The organism is Novosphingobium sp. G106 (assembly GCF_019075875.1).
Lineage (GTDB): Bacteria > Pseudomonadota > Alphaproteobacteria > Sphingomonadales > Sphingomonadaceae > Novosphingobium.
In genome coordinates this window covers 295,475-311,415 of the sequence record NZ_JAHOOZ010000002.1, presented here as the reverse complement: position 1 = coordinate 311,415, position 15,941 = coordinate 295,475, and the positions used below count along the sequence as shown (strand labels likewise).

Below are 15,941 nucleotides of genomic sequence, written 5' to 3'. Positions count from 1 at the left end.
TGGGCCGACAAGGCGTCTGCAATCACGTCGCTGCGAAATCGGCTTATGCGCCTCGCCATGTCATCCACGTTACCGCTGACTAGCCGCCGAGCCAGGAAAATGTGACCTTTATCCAGCGTTCCATAGAATGCCGTATATGAATGATAAATTCCTAGAAAACCCAATATCTGCTCCTCTAATCCTTGAATTTTGAAGCATTATCCAGCATTATTAAAAATAACAGAATTGCAGGATAATGAGATGATTGCCACCGTTCGACCTTTCTCCGAAGAGCAGGCGCGGGTGCTCATAAACCTGCGCCAGCAGTACGAGGTCTGGATGGAGGCGGAACAGGCCTTAGCCTCCATGCCATACAACCTCGTCCGCAAGGAGGTGAATGGCCGGGGGGTATCTCTACGAGGTGAAGGACAGGGTGGGAAACGCCAAAAGCCTTGGACCCTGGTCCGATGAGCAGGCAGCGCACCTCCAGGCCTACCGTTCGAAAAAAGCCGAATGGCAGCAGCGTCGCGACGGATCCCGAGCGCGCCTTGATGAAACATGCCGACTCTACCGAACGCTGAGGCTGCCACTCATGGAAAGTGCCGCTGGCGCCATCATCCGCGAGGCCGATCGCCGCTGTCTGCTCGGGACAAAGCTTATTGTTGTCGGGACCAACGCTTTGGCTGCCTACCACATCGAGGCAGCGGGCTTGATCCGCGAAATTCCGCAAGAAACCCTGGACTGTGATCTCGCCTGGACTGGCACGGAGCTTGAAGAGGGGCGTCAACCTATCTGGGAAATGCTCAAGGCGGTCGATTCCACATTCACCGTCGATACCGAGCGCAGCTTCCAGGCGCGCAATGCCAAGGCCTACGAGGTCGAAATCCTGGCCGCCCCGTCACGTGTGGGGGCAATCTTCCGTACCGATCGTCCGATGCCGATCCCTTTGCCCGAGCAGGAATGGCTGCTCAACGGCCGCTTCGTCGACCATGTCGTCGTATGCCGCGACGGCCGGCCGGTCCGGATCGTTGCGCCGGATCCGCGCTGGTTCGCGCTGCAGAAGCTCTGGATGGCCGAACAGCCTAAGCGCAATGCGTTGAAGAGGCCAAAGGATTTGAGGCAAGGGACGATGCTACTCGATGCGGTAGCCGAGGCCATGCCGCAATACCCGCTCAACAGCGAGTTCGAGGCAAGCTTGCCAGGTGACCTTGCACCCAAATTCGACCATTGGAAGCAGGCACGGTAGAGCGGGGCACGTGCCCATGCCGGTTAGAATCACAGTTTGAGCGAGCGTTGAGCTGCCAGCGGGACGAATAGTCGCCTCCGTGATCCGGCGCCGTGCGGACCCGTGCGTTCACGAACCTCAAGTGCAAACTTGGTTGTCGTCGTGCTCATCGTAGACCCTTCCTCTCAGGACTTGGGCCTCCGACAATCCCTGAGAGGCTTCCGCTTTGCGCCATCGAGAAGGATCTGGGTTATCCCGACGTTTTTCCCTTGGAAGGAGCGCCTTTGGACCCGGCAAGTTTGCGAGAAAGGGCGCTGCGAAGCGTTTTGGCAGTGTTGCTAATCGCACTAGCTGCTTCGCCGGCGACGGTACCCGCTGCCTTCGTGACCTCGGCCAGTCCCTCGCCTGCTTTGGCGAGAGTCAGGCGGCTTGCCTCCTGGAATACGCGCTCAATAGCCTCGATGGCCATCTCCTCACGCTCGTCGATCATGCCATCGGCAGCGATCAGGTCGCGCAGGAAGCCTATAAGTTCGGCCTGCATGGCGGAGGAGTTGCAGTCAGGATTGGCTGCCTGAAATTGCGCCAGATTGGCCGCCAGCTTCTTGACCCGCATTTCGTCCACACGCTGGGCAAGGGCATCGAGCGCGCGTGCGACATAGACCTCATCGAAGCCCCAATCTTCAACGAAGTGATCTCGGATACAGTCCCGCTCAGCCAAGTCGATCCGGCCATCAATCGCCGCAACCCTCATGGCGAGGCTGCCGAGCAGGTCGATCAGTGCCGCGCCGAGTATGTCGATCGGGGTGTTGATGTATTTCGGGATCGTGTCGACGAAGGCGCCCGTTTTGTCGCCAAACCAGCGCGAAACGCCGTAATAGCCGCCGCCCGCGACCACCGCCGCCGCAACGACCCAACCTACGGGAGTAGCTGCCGTCGCCAGCCCCAGCGCGGCGGCAATGCCGGTAGGAGCGAAGAAAGTGCCGGCGACTGCCGACGAGCCCGCCACCGCTGCGCCGGTTCCGGCCGCTCCCGCCGTTTCCCAAAGGGTGTAGAGGTGTTTCTTGGCGCGTAGCAGGGCGAAGGCTTCCTCGCCGATCCGCAGCCGCTGCTTGAAACGCAAAGGGTCGGAAACGACTTGGTCGAGACCCGTCGCGTCCAAGAAGGCGTCTGGGTCGGTTGGCTCAGCCACGGGCGAGCGCCGCATCGAGCTTGGAGCCGAACAATTCGATCTGACGGTCGATCGTGCTGTTGCGCATGTCTACAAGCGCACCCTGGGTTATCATGAAAGCGGCAAGGAGCGGCCCGACCAACGGGCCCAAGACCAAGCCGAGCACAGGAATAGCCCCGACCAGCATCGATACCGTAAGGCCGACGAATGCGCCAAGCGTCGTTGCCGGGTAGCGACGGAACATCTCCAGCACGAAGGACAAAATGTGCCGGCCAACTTCAACAATCTTCCCGGCGACCTCAGCTGTCGTGTCGAGCAGCTTGCCCATCAGCACCTTGGCATCTGCGGACATCGCCATGCGGTCTAGCTGGGTGTGCAGTTCGCGCCGGCTCGGCAGATTCTTCCAGATGGCATCGGCGGAGGGTTCGTCGTTCATCTGCTTCGGTTCCGATTGCTTGAAATTTAGAGATAGGGTGAGGGATTATTGTTTTGCGAGGGGCTGAATAGGCCCACGAAAAGCGCGACCAATAGCGCGAAGCCGATCGCGATCGCCACGACTGCCAGTACGAATGGCAGGACGTAGGTCATCACGAAGCCGGCAACCAGAAAGACAATGATAATGCCTCCGAATGGGATGATGCGAAAGCCTGCTCCAAGCATGGCCCGTTGAGGGTCGACAATCACGATAGCGCAAAGACGCGCGGCGATCACGAACGCATAGAGCATCTGTCCATCCGGCAATCGCGCTCCTGGAAAGGCTGGCGGTGAAATGGTGTTGCGCCAGGTCATGGCGGCCTGCGCCGCGCAGGCCGCCATGACCTGGCCGACCCTGTGCGTTGGACTGCGGTGCGGGACGGCGATGGCTTCGGCATCGATATCGCCAGCTTCGAGCACGACGGACGCGAGCGGCTGATCGAGGTGAAAACGACCAATGGCTGGGAACGCACCCCATTCCACGTTACCCGCAGCGAACTGGCGGTGGCCGAGGACCGCCGCGAAGAGTGGCATGTGGTTCGCCTATGGAACTTTGCTCGCCAACCCCAGCCTTTGCGCTGCGCCCGCCGGTGGAAGCTCATGCGGAGCTGACCGCGACGAGCTTCATAGCGGCATTGAAGTAAATCGGATCGAAAGCGGCCGGCCGCGGTGATATGGTTCGCAGGCTCACCCCGCAGTGACGGCGATCTCGCTTGTGCCGCGACCGGTCGGCGTAACTTCGATCTTCACCGGGATACGCTCTTTCAGTTCCTCAACATGGCTGATGACGCCGACGCGGCGGCCGCTGGCGTGGAGGTGTTCGAGCAGTGCGACCGCTTGTCCGAGACTGGCGGGATCCAGCGCGCCGAAGCCCTCGTCGATGAACAAACTTTCGATGCGGACGCCGCCGGCGGTGGACATCTCGGCAAGCCCCAGCGCGAGCGCCAGGCTGACGAGAAAGCGCTCGCCGCCCGACAGGTTGTGCAAACCGCGGATCTGCCCGGCCATGTCGTTGTCGATCACTTGAATCATCATGTCGCCGCCCCTGCCGCGCTCCAGAGTGTAGCGCGGCTTTAGATCGGCGAGGCGGGCATTGCCGTGTTCGAGCAGGCGGTCGAGCGTCAGGCCTTGGGCAAAGCGGCGGAAACGATTGCCCGTGGCGTCGCCGATCAGATCGGCGAGCTTCAGCCAGACCTCGGCTGCTGCGGTTTCACGCGAGAGATCGGCGCGCAGGCGGGCGGTGCGCTCGCGCACCTCGTCATCGCGGCGCAGTACGAATTCAGCCTCGGTACGGTTGCTGGCTGCCTCCGTGTGCTCCGCCGTGGCGGCGGCAAGGGCTTCTGCGAGCTCCTCGCCGAGCAGATCGGGGCGCTCGGCGGCTGCGTGTGCGGCAAGGTCATCGCGGCATCGGGTGAGTACCGCGCGGCGCTCGCCGAGCGCGGCGACGAGGGCGTCCAGAGCGGCCGCCTCCGCATCGATCGCGGCGCTGCCTGCAGCCGCGACACGCGCCACATCGCCGGCGTCGAGGCCGGCTGCGGCCAGTCGTGCCGCAAGGTCGGCGTCGCGGGCAGTGTGATCGGTAACGGCTTCATCGCGGCGGGTCAGCGCGGCGGCGGCATGGGCTTCCGCCGCGGAGCGGGCCAGCGCTGCCGCTTCCCGCGCGGCGCGTGTCGTATCGAGGGCTCGCGCTGCCGATGCCAGTGCGGCGGCGAGGCGTTCGGAGACGGCCGCGACGGTTTCGCCATCAAGCAGCGCGCTGCGTTTGGCCAAAAGTGCCGAGTGATCTGCGCGAGCCTGCGATAATGCCGTGTCGGCGTCGTTTGCCCGGGCGCGGGCCGAGGCCAGCGCTTCGCCCGCGGACGCCAGAGCGGTGCGCAGGGCGGGTAGCGACATCGCGGTCTCGTCGCGGCCCTGCGCATGGCTTCGCCAATCGGCGGCGGCCTTGCGCAGTGCCGCCAGGGGATCGGGCAAGTGCTGAATGTCTCCCAGCGGCATGAGCGCCTGTGCGAGGGTGACCGAAAGCCGCTCGCGGTCACGGGCCAGATCGGCGAGATCGCGGTCTACTTCCTCGATCGCGCGCGTGACCGCCTGCAAGGAATCCCGCGCAGCAGTATGATTGTCGCGCGCCGTGTCGCGCTGCTCACGCGCCGCTTGTTCGGCCTGTCGGGCCGAGGTGGCTACCATGCGTGCTTGCGAGAGAGCAGCCAGTTCTGCATCGCCTGCTTGGCGCCGCGCGGCGAGGGCAGGGGCCAGTGTCGCGGCAGCGTCAGGCAGGTTTGCCGCGCGCGCGCATGCGACAAGATCAGCGGTGAGTGCGACGTGTCGGGCTTTCGCATTCGTCTGCGCCTGCGTCAGTTCGGCCAGTTCGCCGGCAAGCGCGTCGGCCTGCCGCGATAGCCCAGCCTGCTCGGTTTGCGCGGCCACTTGCTCGCGCTGCTTCTGTGTGACCTCAGCATCCAGAGCTTCCGCGTGCCGCCGGTTTGCGATGTGCTGTTCGCCCAGCAAGGCATCGAGCGCCGAAAGCCGATGCTCGGTCGCGCCGCAGACGGGGCAGGGCTGACCCTCCTCGAGCCCGGCACGAAGGATCTGCGCGGCTTCGTCTGCCGCCGCTTCGGAAAGGGCACAAGCGCGCCGTGCTTCCGATTGCCGTGCCACGAGTGCGGGCATGCCCTGCGAGATGAGGTCGATAGCCTCAGCGAGCGTGCTTATGCGCGCAACAATGCCTGCTTCGCGCGCGCGTGCCGCGATCAGCGCGTTGTCGGCCTGCTCAAGGTCTTCCTGCGCGCGCTGCCAATCGCCGAGCGCGCGTTCAACATGCGCCAGGTCATCGCGCTCCGCTGTCAGTTCGGTGAGACGCGTTTCAGGGGGGAAGGGCGGCTTCCGCCTCGTTCGACGCCTGGCTCGCACTTGTGTGGTTCGCCTCCCAGGTGACGAGGGTCTCCTGTGCAGCATTCCAACGCACCAGGGCAGCTGCCTGCTGCTCAGCCAGATTTTTCCGATGATCGGCTTTGGCGGCATGGGTCCGTTCGGTCGAGGTAAGCGCGTCCACGTTGTCCGCCAGCTCACTCTCGCGCGCGGCGATCTGTTGATAGCCGGCATGTGCGGCGAGCCATGTGACATGGCTGGCGTGCGCCGCCTCCTGGGCGTCCTGGGTGCGCCGGGCTTCTGCCTCGTGCGTCGCGGCATCAGCAAGCGCAGCAGCACGTTTTCGAGCCTCACCATCCAGGGATTCGCTGTGATGCGCGGCCTCGGTCAGGCGCAGATCGAGCGCGTGTGCTTCGGCGATAGCGGGTGCGAGCTGCTTCTCCTGCGCTTCCGTGGCGGAACGCAGAGCTTGCGCCTCGCTTTCGGCGGCGACCTTAGCTGCCTCGGCTTGCTGAGCCTCGACCACAGCGGCCTCACTGCGTTGCAGCGCGGTCCCTGCTTCGTTGCGCTGCCGTTCGGCGTCGGCGACGGCCTGCCACGCGCCAGCAAACCCGAGCGCGGCGCGGTCGCGGACCAGCGCTGCCTGTCGCGGAGCTGCGGCGTCCGCTGCGGCCAAAGCATCGGCGACTGCCTGCTCCTCCGTCTCGATCCTGATACCTAGTTCGGCGCTCCGCAGTTCCCACTGGTTACTGCGATTCAACGCCCCTAGCCGTGCCGCCACTGCCTGTTCCGCCGCGACCGCCGTGTCGCGCTTGACCTCAGCGTCGGCGCGCTGTTCGTCATCGAGGCCGTTCTGCACTGCAATGTCGCGGCGAATGGCGTCCAGGCTGCTTCGCAGCGCGGTGGCCTTGTCCCAAGCCCGCTGGCCGAGCTTGGCATAGATTTCCGAGCCGGTGAGGCGTTCGAGCAGCACAGCGCGTTCGTTTGCATCGGCGCGGATGAAAGCTTCGAAATCGCCCTGTGCGAGCAGGACCGCCCGGCTGAACTGGTCTGCACTGAGACCGATGACGTCACGGATCGCTGCCAGCGTCTCCGTACGCGTGCCGCCGAGCCTTGCGTCGGTGTCGAGCCGTGTGAACTGGTGATCGTAGTTCTGGATGCGGCCATCGGCTCTGCCGCGCGCTCGCTTAACGGACCAGCGAGCGCGATAGCGGGCGCCGCCGGGCATAGCGAAATCGACTTCGGCGAAACCTTCCCCCGTGCCGTGGCGCAGGATCGCGCGCGTGTCCTTCGCGCTCAGCGTGTCGCTTTCACCCACTTGGCTGCGATCGGGCGCGGCGCGGAGGCGGGGGATGTCGTTAAATAGGGCGAGACAGACAGCGTCGAGCAGGGTCGACTTGCCTGCGCCGGTTGGCCCAGTGATCGCAAAGATGCCGGAGCCGACCAGCGGTTCGGTCTCGAAATCGATTGCGAAGTCACCGGCAATGCTGGCGAGGTTGCAGCCGCGAATGGCGAGGACGCGCATCAGGCGGTCTCCCCGCCGGTGTGAACCTCGATCAGCAGGGCCTCGAAGGCCCTGGCAAGATCGTCGGGGGGACCTTCCGCATAGCGGTCGCGGAACAGTGTTTCGAACACCGTGGCAGGCTGCAGGTCTATCAGATCGGCGGCAGAAGCAACGGGAGTATGCGGCTGCGGGGCTTGCGCCTGAACCTTGGCAATCCGGTTGAGACGCAGCGGCTTGTCGCCAATCGCCTCGAGCACGCTCGTTTGCAGGTGCGGCTCAGGACCTGTGACGAGTACCGACACATCGAGGAAAGGCTGCAAGCTGTGCGGCACAGTATCGTCGAGCGTCAGCGCTTCGATCGCGGCGATAACCTCGTCCAGTGGAGCGGCGCCATGCTCGGGCACGGTCAGGAAAGGCACTGGCCGGGGGATCGGGATCTCGTGGACCGCAGCGGCTTTCCCTGCGGAAACCGTGACCAGGCTCAGCGAATGGCGATAGGTCCGTTCGGTAGCCGACAGCGGGAAGGGCGATCCTGCATATCGGATCATGGTGGCACCCGGCACGGTCTGGGGGTGGTGCAGGTGCCCCAGCGCGACATAGGCGGCGCGCGCATCAAACAGGCTGGCTGCCTGGGCTTCCTCGCCGCCGATGACGATGCGCCTTTCGGACAGTTCAGATACCTCGCCGCCCGCGACATGCAGGTGGCCGGTTACGATCAGGGGCAGCTCGCCTGCTTGCGCGGCGGCCTTTTTGAATACTTCGGCATAGAGCGACGGCAGATCGTGTGTGCCGAGATCGCCCGGGCGGCAGAAGGGCACGGCGGCGAGCCAGGCCGCGAGCGTGCCGGTACGATCGCGCAGCGGCAGCATCAGGCGTTCATAGTCGGGCACTCCGTCACGCCGCGGCAGGGCTCCGATGAAATGCACGCGCCCTTCGCCAAGCAATGCCGCGGGCAAGTCGATCCGCGCCGCGCTGTCGTGATTGCCGCCAAGAATCACGACCTGCAGTCCGGGCCGGCGATCGGTTGCCGTGCGCAGAAAATCGAACAGCCGGCGCATCGCGGCGACCGGCGGGTTGGCGACGTCGTAGATATCACCCGTGACCAGCAGGACATCGACCTCCTGTTCGTCGAGCTGGTCGAGCAGCCAGGCGAGGAAGGTGTCGTGTTCGGCCTCGCGGCTGTGGTTGAACAGTTCGTGACCCAGATGCCAATCGGAGGTGTGGATCAGGTTCAGCGGGGCAGGGGAGCGCATGTTTTGTGTCATCGCTTGCGCATCTGCCGGTTGCAAGCGACAGATCCGGTCGTGTGACAAATCCTCGCCGACCGCCGAGCCACCCCGACCGATCTCCTTGCCGCTTGATCCGCCTGCGCCTGAGTGCGCAGCGAGCTGCCGGTTTGGTGGACACTGAGATAGGCTAGATCGGGCTACACCAGCTTCCAATTCGAAGTCGATTGGGCTGAGGTAGCCTAGGGGGGGGCACAGCGCTTCGAGCGCGATGACGTGACTAGGGAGCCGGCCTGCGGACTTCATCAGGGCCAGCAGCCATGAAGCTCTTCACAAATAGGCCGAACACATGGATGCACGCGACCGAGGTCTTCATTGGGCATTACCAGCTTCGCCGTACGCGAGGTCGACGAAAAGACTGGCAGCGTGACATATGCCCTAGGCGGCACCGCCCCTCTCGGCCTGGAGGATATCTCCAGGCTGCTCGTAACCGAACTGGGAGAATGTTACGCCGCCTTCACGTCTTTTCAGGCGTTGGCGGCAGAACAAGAGACCTATGTCGCGAAAGAGAACGAAACGATGCTGGCTGCAATGGCCCGAACCCCGTTTACTGAGCCTTAAAGCCGGCCCTGCATATATTGCACGCATCGGTTCAGATCACATATCAGCCGGCATGCGAACTCATGCGCCAACCTATCTTCCATTGGTCGGAAATCTGCCTCTGGCGGAGGCGGCTGTTCTGCGCCCTCAATGCTTCAAGGGCGCACAAGCCGGTCGCGCCTCCTCCGTTCACAGCTGGGAACAAATGAGGTAGGCTGGCGGCAGGCGGTCGCGTCAAGAAAGGAGGTTGCGAGATGTTTGACATAATACAAGGCGTAGCATCTCCCTCGGACATTTCTCTGATCGAACGCGCCTTCCCCCCAGGATGCGGTGTTCCGATGCTGGATGTGCCGCGGTTCTGGAGTAACCGAAAACTCGATGATCCAGACACCATCATCGCCCTGGTGCTCGACAAGCCCACAACTGAGGATCTCGCCAGGACTATCGTATCCTACGGACCACGAAGGGTTATTGCGACGCTGGAGAGGCTGTCGAGGACGGGAGACCTTTCGGCGCCCCGCGTAGAGCGCGCGCGCAGCTGGCTTGTTCCGATCATCAAAGGGGTTGCGGATGCAGCACGAGAACTCACTGCCTCCTGACACCCGAACTCTCCTACGGCGGCTCATCCAGAGGGACGACCTCGAAGGCTTCACACTCATCGGCGGGACGGCACTGGCGCTCCGGCACGGACACAGGATCAGCGAGGACCTCGACCTTGCGTGGACCGCGGGCGACCTTCCGACCGACACGATCCGGCGCATCATCGCGGAGCTTCCTCAGCGCGGGCCGGCTCAAAACCTAATTGACCCGTTAGACAGGGAACTTGCGGAAAATGACGGCCTCTATCTTGCAGGCCATCAGCAGGACTGGGAGATCGACGGCGTCAAAGTGACCTTCTACGCTCAGCCGGATCGCAATTCGCGAATCTTGGAGGAGGGCCAAACCGAACTGTTGGGAAAGCTTCGCGTCGCAACCGACGACACTCTTTTCAAGTTGAAGAGCGTCGTTCTGCTTGACCGGACGGCCAGCCGAGATCTTTTCGATCTTTGGTGGTTCCACGAGCACCAGGGGCGAACGGTCGAGCAGATTCTTGCCAACATGAGAGCCCACGATCCGCACCTGTCGGTGGACATCCATTTAGCGAAGCTGGCGCCTAGCAAGCTTTCCGAAGGAGACCCTGGTTTCGAGACAACTCTCTGCGGAGCTCCTCAAACGAAGATAGAACTCCTTGAGCGAATGCGCGTGCTGGCAGATTCCTTCCGATCCGAGTTGTCGAGGCGAGCAGCAATCCAGAGCCAGAAGTCGCGCCCTGGAATGGGCAGGTAGCAGCCTCCAGGCGGTCCATCCGGGCAAAGACAACGTGTCTGGCGCCCCGCTGGGAATCCAGGCAGTGAATTTCTCGCTCTCAAAATATCTTGGGGTTTCAACCTGACAATCCGTGGAGCTGAAATAGCGGGCCGTAGTAGATCGACGTTTCGACCCGACGTAGGCGGGGCCTGACGGCCGCCTTGCAGTGTGGCATTTTGACAGTAAGCGCCGATGGAAGGCGGCGTTGACGTAGGCCCTATTTCGTCTTTCGCTGTCGCGGCGCCGATTTTTTGGCGAGCGCCGCGAAGCGCGCGTGGATCAGATCGATGTCGGGCTGAGCATGAGGGTCGTGGTCATCGCCCAAGGCTTCCAAAGCATCTTTGTGGTATTCATGTGTCGGGTCGGCGAGGGCCTGCAGCGTCTCGGCGTAGCCCCACGGCCCTCCGGAGTCCTCGGGTGGGCGCGTGCCCGTAGCTTCGATCAGGCGGGGATAGCTTGTCTGAAGGTCGGCAGGGACGATGCCCTCGATCCTGACGCTGTGCTCCCAGCCATCACCGAAGTCGTAGAGGTACCGGAAGGTCTTGCCGCGCATTCCCTCCAGGGCCTCAGCCAGGGTTGCCTTGCGGGCATTGAGCGGCCCATCGAAGCCGTAGGACAGGTCGGGGATGCCGAAGCCCGTGCGCCCGAAGGTCAGTTCCCATAGGTGGCTGTCCGTCCACGCCAGCGCGGCCTGGAAGACGGTATGCAAGCGATCGAGCCGGATGGTGAGCGGCACTTCGATCATGCGGCTGACAGCCGGCGTCACGTCATCCAGCGTGATCATCATCCGCACGACGAAGTCGTTGCTCAAACAGCGTGCTCCAGGTTCTGGATCTTTCGTGCGGCCTGCCATTTCCAGGGCAGGAGTTCGTCGATCCGGTTGATCGGATGATTGCCGATCCGCTCGATGACGTCGGTAAACCAGCGCTCGGTCTCGACGCCATTGAGCCGGCATGTCTCGACGAGCGAGTAGAACAGCGCCGATGCGTCCCCGCCCTTGGTAGAGCCCACGAACATCCAGTTGCGGCGCCCGAGCGCCACCCCGCGCAGGGCATTCTCGACAAGGTTGTTGCTGATCTCGAGCAGGCCATCGTCGCAATAGCGGATCATCGCCGCCCACCGATTGAGCGGATATCCTCCAAAGCCGTGCTTACAGCCTGCTCCGCACGCCGCGCGATGAGGGTAAATGCGGAAGCCGATACCATCGCTGTCTGCAATATGGATATTCGACCAATCGTCAATCTTATTGCGTCTAATCGTCAGTCATCTATCGTCCAGCTGCTCGGAGCTTTCGCTTCGCGGTGTGAGCCACCCGGCGCGGATTGATCCGTAGAGCTGGTCGATCGGACCGCATGGGCGCATCCTCGTCAGATCGGCCATCCGGGCGGATGCGGATCCCTGAGCTAAAACTCATCGACCAACGATCCTGGGCGCTGCCTTGCGGCGCTGCGGGCATGACGTACTTGTAATGGGACGAGCGTTTCCTGCTCTGCAAGGCTGCGTGCCAGACGGTTGGTGGAGATGCGGTGCTGGGCTTCGACCAGCCGCCATACCGCCGATGCTCACGCGAGCGCGGTAGAAGTCCACATAGTCGCAGACCTCAATCAAGCCTCGCATGGTGTCGATCCGTTCGATCGGTTTGTTGCCCAGATCCTTTGGGAGGCGAGCGGCCCAGGCAGACTTTAATATTCCCGCTCGGTAATTTCCGGGTTGATCGCCAGCCGTTTCTACCGGCGATCCGAGAACCGGTTGTAGGCATCCATGCGGTGGACCAGCAGGTCGATGTCGCGAAGGTATATCTCCTTGCGCAGGAATTCGATCTCGGCATCGCGCTGGGCGTGCTCGACGTCGATGTACCAGGCACGAGGGCTTGGCGTATTGTCGCCGTTCCAGCGGTAGCCCCGGGCCTTCAAAACGTCCTTGAGATCGAACGGCGAGTTCTCCGCCCAGATCCGCCAGCTCGGCTGGCGCGCGCGCTCAAGCAGGCGCGCCATCGCGAGCGCACCCGACCTGGGCATCGGTGAGGCCAGCAACTCGATCGCCGCCAGGCAATCGTTCTGCGCCCGATGGCGATCATAGAAGAATCCCGCGCCTGCCGCGAGATAGGCGAGCTTTGTCCCTTCATGACCTTCGCCGGCCCAATCCACCTGCGTCATCGAGCAGGCCCACGGTTTGGTTTCGAAAGCCTCGCTCAGGCGCTCGGCGAAGCGCCGGTCAAATGCCGCATTGTGTGCGATGACTAGAGCCGCCGCGTTGACGAAGGAGGCAACGGCGTTGGGATCGATGCGATGACCGGCGACCATGTCGTCGGTGATGCCAGTGATCGCGGTGATGGCCGGCGTGATCGGCTGGGAGGGCTCGTTGAAGCTTTGGTAGGAGGGCCGGATCTCGAAGATACGGCCGTCATGGCCGTAGGTGAACGGCACCATGGCGAGTTCGATCACCTCGTCCTTCTGGGGATCGAGGCCCGTGGTCTCGACGTCGATCATGACGCCGAGCCGCGTTGGCGTTCCGTCGGGCGCGGTGATCACCGTCCGTGGGTTGAGCCTCTTCTGGATACGGTACTGGCCACTCGCGGCCAGACGCTTGGCAATGGCGTCGAGATCGTGTCCAGCATCGTTCATGATGATGGCAGGTATAGTGCCCAGCGCCTGTTTCCAACAGGACACCGATCGCGGGTCGAAAGTGGAGCTAGCAAGAACGAATTCTCGATGTTGCAACGAACCATTGAGCGTTTTTTCCTTCAGTTTCTTCGAGTGCCCGGCCTGAAGGCCGATACCCTGCAGGGTATATTTCGGCCCCATACCCCCAGGGGTATATTTTTCCTTTATTCCCTCTGGGGTATAGCGCCTCCCCAGGAGGTGCGGCATGATCCAGATGGTTAGATCGCCTAAGCAGTTCGGCTCCCTAATTCACAACGCGCGCGTACGGCACAACCTCACACAGCAGGCACTCGCCGACCTCGTCGGCACGGGGCAGAAGACGAAATCGCGAGTCGAGAACGGACACGAGGGCACGAAGCTAGAGACAATATTCGCCCTTATCGCGGCTCTCGACCTCGACATGCAGCTCACTCCGCGCAGAAAGGGCGGCCCGGACATGGCCGACATCTTCTGACATGGCCCGCAGCAAGACCCACATCCCGCTGGACGTCCTAATCAACAGCCGGCTGGTCGGCCGTCTCGAGAAAAACCCCAGCGGTGCCGTCTCGTTCCAATACGCCGACAGCTGGCTGGACTGGGAGCACGGATTTGCCGCCTCGCTGTCGCTGCCCATGCGCAAGGCAGCCTACCGAGGCGCGGCAGTCCTCGCGGTTTTCGACAACCTGCTACCCGACAATGCCCACATCCGTCGCCGCGTCGCGGAGCGGACCGGCGCGGAAGGCACGGACGTCTACGCATCGCTGTCGATCGACTGCGTCGCAGCAGCAGGTTGGGTCTAACCGGGAGCTCGGAAGTTCTGGAGGGACCGTGAGAGGTGCGTCGCCGTTGGAGGACAAAGCCAGGTCTTACGCGCGCTACGCGGCAATCACCTGGTCGCCGCCGCTTAGAATAGCAGGGTCCCATTCCTCGCCGGACTCTGTGAATGCATAAAGTTTCGAAATCCGACTTCCATTCCACTCGAAACGATAGTGCACGGTCTGTATGGTTGCCCCTAGACTCGAGTTGTCAGTGACCGCTAGGCAGAGCGCCTGGGGCCTTTCCGGCGCCAGGAATGCGGCGCCGGCCAGTGTTTCCGGCACCTTGCTTCCCGCAGTCCGACATTCCTGCTCGTCGAGATCGGGTGGGAGTTCGGTGAAATCGGCAAATCTGCCCGACACCGGGGTCTTGAGCATTCGCATGTCAATACCGATGGGAGACTCATTGGTCCGGCCGAGAAAGATTTCCCGCCTTCGCACAGCCCGAGCAAGAGCTGTCTGTGGGTCATTGGCTAGTTCGAGTGCGGGCCGGGTACTGGGAAAGAACCGTGATCCCTCCGGATTGATGTAGCGGAAGGGAGCATGGTTCCAATTTTGGAGGCGAGGCGACCCGTCGCCGCCGTAGCTGGCCACCAGTTGCTCTTTGGATAGCAGGCGCGGGTTTGTTCGCGCCTCGGCTTCATAGAGCGCATCAAAACGATCATTGGCCACGAGGCCTTGGTAGACCTCGACAGAGGGAAAGCGGGACGGGATCAGGCGATACCCGTAACCATGGAAGTCGATGGCCTTCACTCAGCCACCCCGCTGAGCATCGAGATATTGGCGGACGGCCAATATGTCAGCCATGCCCCCTCTGAGCATTATTTGAAGCGCGGACTTCCCATCAAAAAAATCGTTGGGCCGGTTCATCCATTCCTCGCCCCTGCGATCATCCGTGAACAGGATTCTAAGTGCCTTCCAGATAGCCAGTAAGTGGGAGAGACGCTCTCCCGTGTCCCTGGGCAGTGCACCGCCCTCTTTCTTCCATTTGAAGAACGTCGACCGGCCTGGTGACCCTAGCATTATGATCTGCTGATCGATCGAGAGGTCCCAGCGCTGCGCCATTTCAAAAAAGGCTTCTAGCTCAGCTGGAATTGATGAGGCCCGCGAGCTCTGCCGAGCGCCGGGCAGCGTATCAGCTGACATGTTCACTCCTCAGTCCATATTTGTACTTGACTCGATAAACCGTCCAAGTTCATACTGTCCATATCAGGACCGTTCTTCGATTCTAGTCCGCGTTTTGCCCCGGTCAAGCAAATCCGGCAGGAGCAGGGCCAGAGATACGGGAACGCTGGAACAAGGAGTTCTTAACGTGGCAGGTAAGGGTAACAACGGCGGTAACGACGGGGGCAATTCCTCGATCGACGTCACCGTCAACTATCAGGCAGAGCGCAAGTCGCATTCGTTCCCGCGCGGGGCGAAGGTCGCGGACGTGCTGACATGGGCAATCGAAGCATTCAAGATCGACGATGCAGTCGCGACGGAAGTCGAATTGGTTGTCGAGGGTACGACCGACGAACTGGCCGGTTCGAAGCCCCTTGCGTCGTTGGCGCATGGTGACGCCGACCTAACGCTCGATCTCGTGCGCGGTGAACTCGCCAACGGGAGCTCGTAAAGGTGGAAGATCCCGCAAGCGCGCTGATCCGCGCCGATTTGGTATCGGATGTCTTCCAGGCGGGATGCCGAGAAGGTCGCTGGCGGGTGGTGGAGTTCGACTACCCCCGCCTCGACTTCAAGGTCTCGGCTATCAAAACCGATGGCGAGGCCACGGAATATGGCTTTCGGGCAGATCTGACCAACTATCCCGGCGTCGCCCCCGAGGTCAGGCTGTGGAACCTCGAGGACAATCGTAAGCCGACGGCGCAGGAGCGTCCGACTGGCGGGACCAGGGTCACCGAGACCTTCAAGGACTGGCAGGACGCTACAATCTACCGCCCCTGGGACCGTCACACGGGACCACACAGCAACAACGCCGCAAACAAGCCGCAGCTTGCCTGGAATAAACAGCGCGAATTGGCGTTCATTTTCGAGGATCTCCATGGGATATTGGTTAGCAACGGTCGCAAGGTCGCTCCTCAGGCGCCAGCCTGAGCTAC

Annotated in this window: 20 protein-coding genes; 9 read left to right on the top strand and 11 right to left on the bottom strand. The window is 62.4% G+C overall.

Annotated elements, in window-relative coordinates:
* Positions 1 to 376 precede the first annotated feature (376 nt).
* Positions 377 to 1,225: a GSU2403 family nucleotidyltransferase fold protein gene (locus KRR38_RS31595; protein WP_217407782.1), complete on the top strand. Its 849-nt coding sequence runs from the start codon at positions 377 to 379 to the stop codon at positions 1,223 to 1,225.
* A 229-nt stretch (positions 1,226 to 1,454) separates the two neighbouring features.
* Here the strand turns inward: KRR38_RS31595 and KRR38_RS37565 are convergent, their stop codons facing one another.
* Genes KRR38_RS37565 through KRR38_RS37560 form a run of 3 tightly spaced genes read right to left on the bottom strand, consistent with a single transcriptional unit; the run spans position 1,455 to position 3,188 of the window.
* Positions 1,455 to 2,393, bottom strand: a complete 939-nt coding sequence (locus KRR38_RS37565; RefSeq protein ID WP_217407781.1) for a TerB family tellurite resistance protein — start codon at positions 2,391 to 2,393, stop codon at positions 1,455 to 1,457.
* Positions 2,386 to 2,808, bottom strand: a complete 423-nt coding sequence (locus KRR38_RS31585; RefSeq protein WP_217407780.1) for a hypothetical protein — start codon at positions 2,806 to 2,808, stop codon at positions 2,386 to 2,388. The genes KRR38_RS37565 and KRR38_RS31585 overlap by 8 nt, the downstream gene beginning before the upstream one ends.
* Positions 2,809 to 2,834: 26 nt before the next feature.
* Positions 2,835 to 3,188, bottom strand: a complete 354-nt coding sequence (locus KRR38_RS37560; protein ID WP_309141226.1) for a hypothetical protein — start codon at positions 3,186 to 3,188, stop codon at positions 2,835 to 2,837.
* A 15-nt stretch (positions 3,189 to 3,203) separates the two neighbouring features.
* Between KRR38_RS37560 and KRR38_RS31575 the strand changes: the two genes are divergently transcribed.
* Entirely contained in the window at positions 3,204 to 3,458 is a 255-nt protein-coding gene (locus KRR38_RS31575; RefSeq protein ID WP_309141225.1) for a DUF3883 domain-containing protein, read from the top strand.
* A gap of 75 nt (positions 3,459 to 3,533) precedes the next feature.
* On the opposite strand, the gene KRR38_RS37555 is transcribed toward KRR38_RS31575, so the two are convergent.
* The 3 genes from KRR38_RS37555 to KRR38_RS31560 are packed head-to-tail and all read right to left on the bottom strand — an operon-like array spanning position 3,534 to position 8,468.
* Entirely contained in the window at positions 3,534 to 5,753 is a 2,220-nt protein-coding gene (locus tag KRR38_RS37555; RefSeq protein WP_217407778.1) for an SbcC/MukB-like Walker B domain-containing protein, read from the bottom strand.
* Positions 5,707 to 7,236 carry an AAA family ATPase gene (locus tag KRR38_RS31565; protein WP_217407777.1) on the bottom strand — a complete coding sequence of 510 codons (1,530 nt, stop codon included), beginning with the start codon at positions 7,234 to 7,236 and terminating at the stop codon, positions 5,707 to 5,709. The genes KRR38_RS37555 and KRR38_RS31565 overlap by 47 nt, the downstream gene beginning before the upstream one ends.
* Entirely contained in the window at positions 7,236 to 8,468 is a 1,233-nt protein-coding gene (locus KRR38_RS31560) for an exonuclease SbcCD subunit D C-terminal domain-containing protein (RefSeq protein WP_254515807.1), read from the bottom strand. The genes KRR38_RS31565 and KRR38_RS31560 overlap by 1 nt, the downstream gene beginning before the upstream one ends.
* Before the next feature lie 348 nt (positions 8,469 to 8,816).
* Between KRR38_RS31560 and KRR38_RS31555 the strand changes: the two genes are divergently transcribed.
* The 3 genes from KRR38_RS31555 to KRR38_RS31545 all read left to right on the top strand — a co-directional run bounded on the left by KRR38_RS31555 (position 8,817) and on the right by KRR38_RS31545 (position 10,367).
* Complete coding sequence (locus KRR38_RS31555; protein WP_217407775.1) at positions 8,817 to 9,062, top strand: hypothetical protein; 246 nt, start codon at positions 8,817 to 8,819, stop codon at positions 9,060 to 9,062.
* A 233-nt stretch (positions 9,063 to 9,295) separates the two neighbouring features.
* Entirely contained in the window at positions 9,296 to 9,640 is a 345-nt protein-coding gene (locus tag KRR38_RS31550; RefSeq protein WP_217407774.1) for a hypothetical protein, read from the top strand.
* Positions 9,612 to 10,367 carry a nucleotidyl transferase AbiEii/AbiGii toxin family protein gene (locus KRR38_RS31545; RefSeq protein WP_217407773.1) on the top strand — a complete coding sequence of 252 codons (756 nt, stop codon included), beginning with the start codon at positions 9,612 to 9,614 and terminating at the stop codon, positions 10,365 to 10,367. Before KRR38_RS31550 ends, KRR38_RS31545 begins: the two co-directional genes overlap by 29 nt.
* Before the next feature lie 238 nt (positions 10,368 to 10,605).
* On the opposite strand, the gene KRR38_RS31540 is transcribed toward KRR38_RS31545, so the two are convergent.
* The 3 genes from KRR38_RS31540 to KRR38_RS31530 all read right to left on the bottom strand — a co-directional run bounded on the left by KRR38_RS31540 (position 10,606) and on the right by KRR38_RS31530 (position 13,012).
* Positions 10,606 to 11,199, bottom strand: coding sequence for a plasmid pRiA4b ORF-3 family protein (locus KRR38_RS31540; protein ID WP_254515806.1), 594 nt, complete (start codon positions 11,197 to 11,199; stop codon positions 10,606 to 10,608).
* On the bottom strand, positions 11,196 to 11,576 hold the full coding sequence (locus KRR38_RS31535; RefSeq protein WP_309141230.1) for a transposase domain-containing protein: 381 nt from the start codon (positions 11,574 to 11,576) through the stop codon (positions 11,196 to 11,198). The genes KRR38_RS31540 and KRR38_RS31535 overlap by 4 nt, the downstream gene beginning before the upstream one ends.
* Before the next feature lie 539 nt (positions 11,577 to 12,115).
* Positions 12,116 to 13,012, bottom strand: a complete 897-nt coding sequence (locus tag KRR38_RS31530) for a 3'-5' exonuclease (protein ID WP_217407771.1) — start codon at positions 13,010 to 13,012, stop codon at positions 12,116 to 12,118.
* 244 nt (positions 13,013 to 13,256) lie between these two features.
* Between KRR38_RS31530 and KRR38_RS31525 the strand changes: the two genes are divergently transcribed.
* Positions 13,257 to 13,505 (top strand): helix-turn-helix domain-containing protein, encoded by a 249-nt coding sequence (locus KRR38_RS31525; protein ID WP_217407770.1) that lies wholly within the window; start codon positions 13,257 to 13,259, stop codon positions 13,503 to 13,505.
* Position 13,506: 1 nt separating this feature from the next.
* Positions 13,507 to 13,830 carry a HipA N-terminal domain-containing protein gene (locus tag KRR38_RS31520; protein ID WP_217407769.1) on the top strand — a complete coding sequence of 108 codons (324 nt, stop codon included), beginning with the start codon at positions 13,507 to 13,509 and terminating at the stop codon, positions 13,828 to 13,830.
* Between the two features lie 75 nt (positions 13,831 to 13,905).
* Here the strand turns inward: KRR38_RS31520 and KRR38_RS31515 are convergent, their stop codons facing one another.
* Entirely contained in the window at positions 13,906 to 14,598 is a 693-nt protein-coding gene (locus KRR38_RS31515) for an RES family NAD+ phosphorylase (RefSeq protein ID WP_217407768.1), read from the bottom strand.
* A complete protein-coding gene (locus tag KRR38_RS31510) occupies positions 14,599 to 14,991 on the bottom strand; it encodes an MbcA/ParS/Xre antitoxin family protein (protein ID WP_217407767.1) in 393 nt (130 codons plus the stop codon).
* Between the two features lie 166 nt (positions 14,992 to 15,157).
* Between KRR38_RS31510 and KRR38_RS31505 the strand changes: the two genes are divergently transcribed.
* Positions 15,158 to 15,460, top strand: coding sequence for a hypothetical protein (locus KRR38_RS31505; protein ID WP_217407766.1), 303 nt, complete (start codon positions 15,158 to 15,160; stop codon positions 15,458 to 15,460).
* Positions 15,461 to 15,462: 2 nt separating this feature from the next.
* Positions 15,463 to 15,936: a hypothetical protein gene (locus KRR38_RS31500; protein ID WP_217407765.1), complete on the top strand. Its 474-nt coding sequence runs from the start codon at positions 15,463 to 15,465 to the stop codon at positions 15,934 to 15,936.
* Positions 15,937 to 15,941: the final 5 nt, after the last annotated feature.

Coding starts and splice junctions, on each gene's coding strand:
- KRR38_RS31595 (WP_217407782.1), top strand. CDS start 377: ATGGCCGGGGGGTATCTCTACGAGGTGAAGGACAGGGTGGGAAACGCC.
- KRR38_RS31525 (WP_217407770.1), top strand. CDS start 13,257: ATGATCCAGATGGTTAGATCGCCTAAGCAGTTCGGCTCCCTAATTCAC.
- KRR38_RS31530 (WP_217407771.1), bottom strand. CDS start 13,012: ATGAACGATGCTGGACACGATCTCGACGCCATTGCCAAGCGTCTGGCC.
- KRR38_RS31585 (WP_217407780.1), bottom strand. CDS start 2,808: ATGAACGACGAACCCTCCGCCGATGCCATCTGGAAGAATCTGCCGAGC.
- KRR38_RS31545 (WP_217407773.1), top strand. CDS start 9,612: ATGCAGCACGAGAACTCACTGCCTCCTGACACCCGAACTCTCCTACGG.
- KRR38_RS31520 (WP_217407769.1), top strand. CDS start 13,507: ATGGCCCGCAGCAAGACCCACATCCCGCTGGACGTCCTAATCAACAGC.
- KRR38_RS31565 (WP_217407777.1), bottom strand. CDS start 7,236: ATGCGCGTCCTCGCCATTCGCGGCTGCAACCTCGCCAGCATTGCCGGT.
- KRR38_RS31510 (WP_217407767.1), bottom strand. CDS start 14,991: ATGTCAGCTGATACGCTGCCCGGCGCTCGGCAGAGCTCGCGGGCCTCA.
- KRR38_RS37560 (WP_309141226.1), bottom strand. CDS start 3,188: ATGGCGGCCTGCGCGGCGCAGGCCGCCATGACCTGGCGCAACACCATT.
- KRR38_RS31560 (WP_254515807.1), bottom strand. CDS start 8,468: ATGCGCTCCCCTGCCCCGCTGAACCTGATCCACACCTCCGATTGGCAT.
- KRR38_RS31550 (WP_217407774.1), top strand. CDS start 9,296: ATGTTTGACATAATACAAGGCGTAGCATCTCCCTCGGACATTTCTCTG.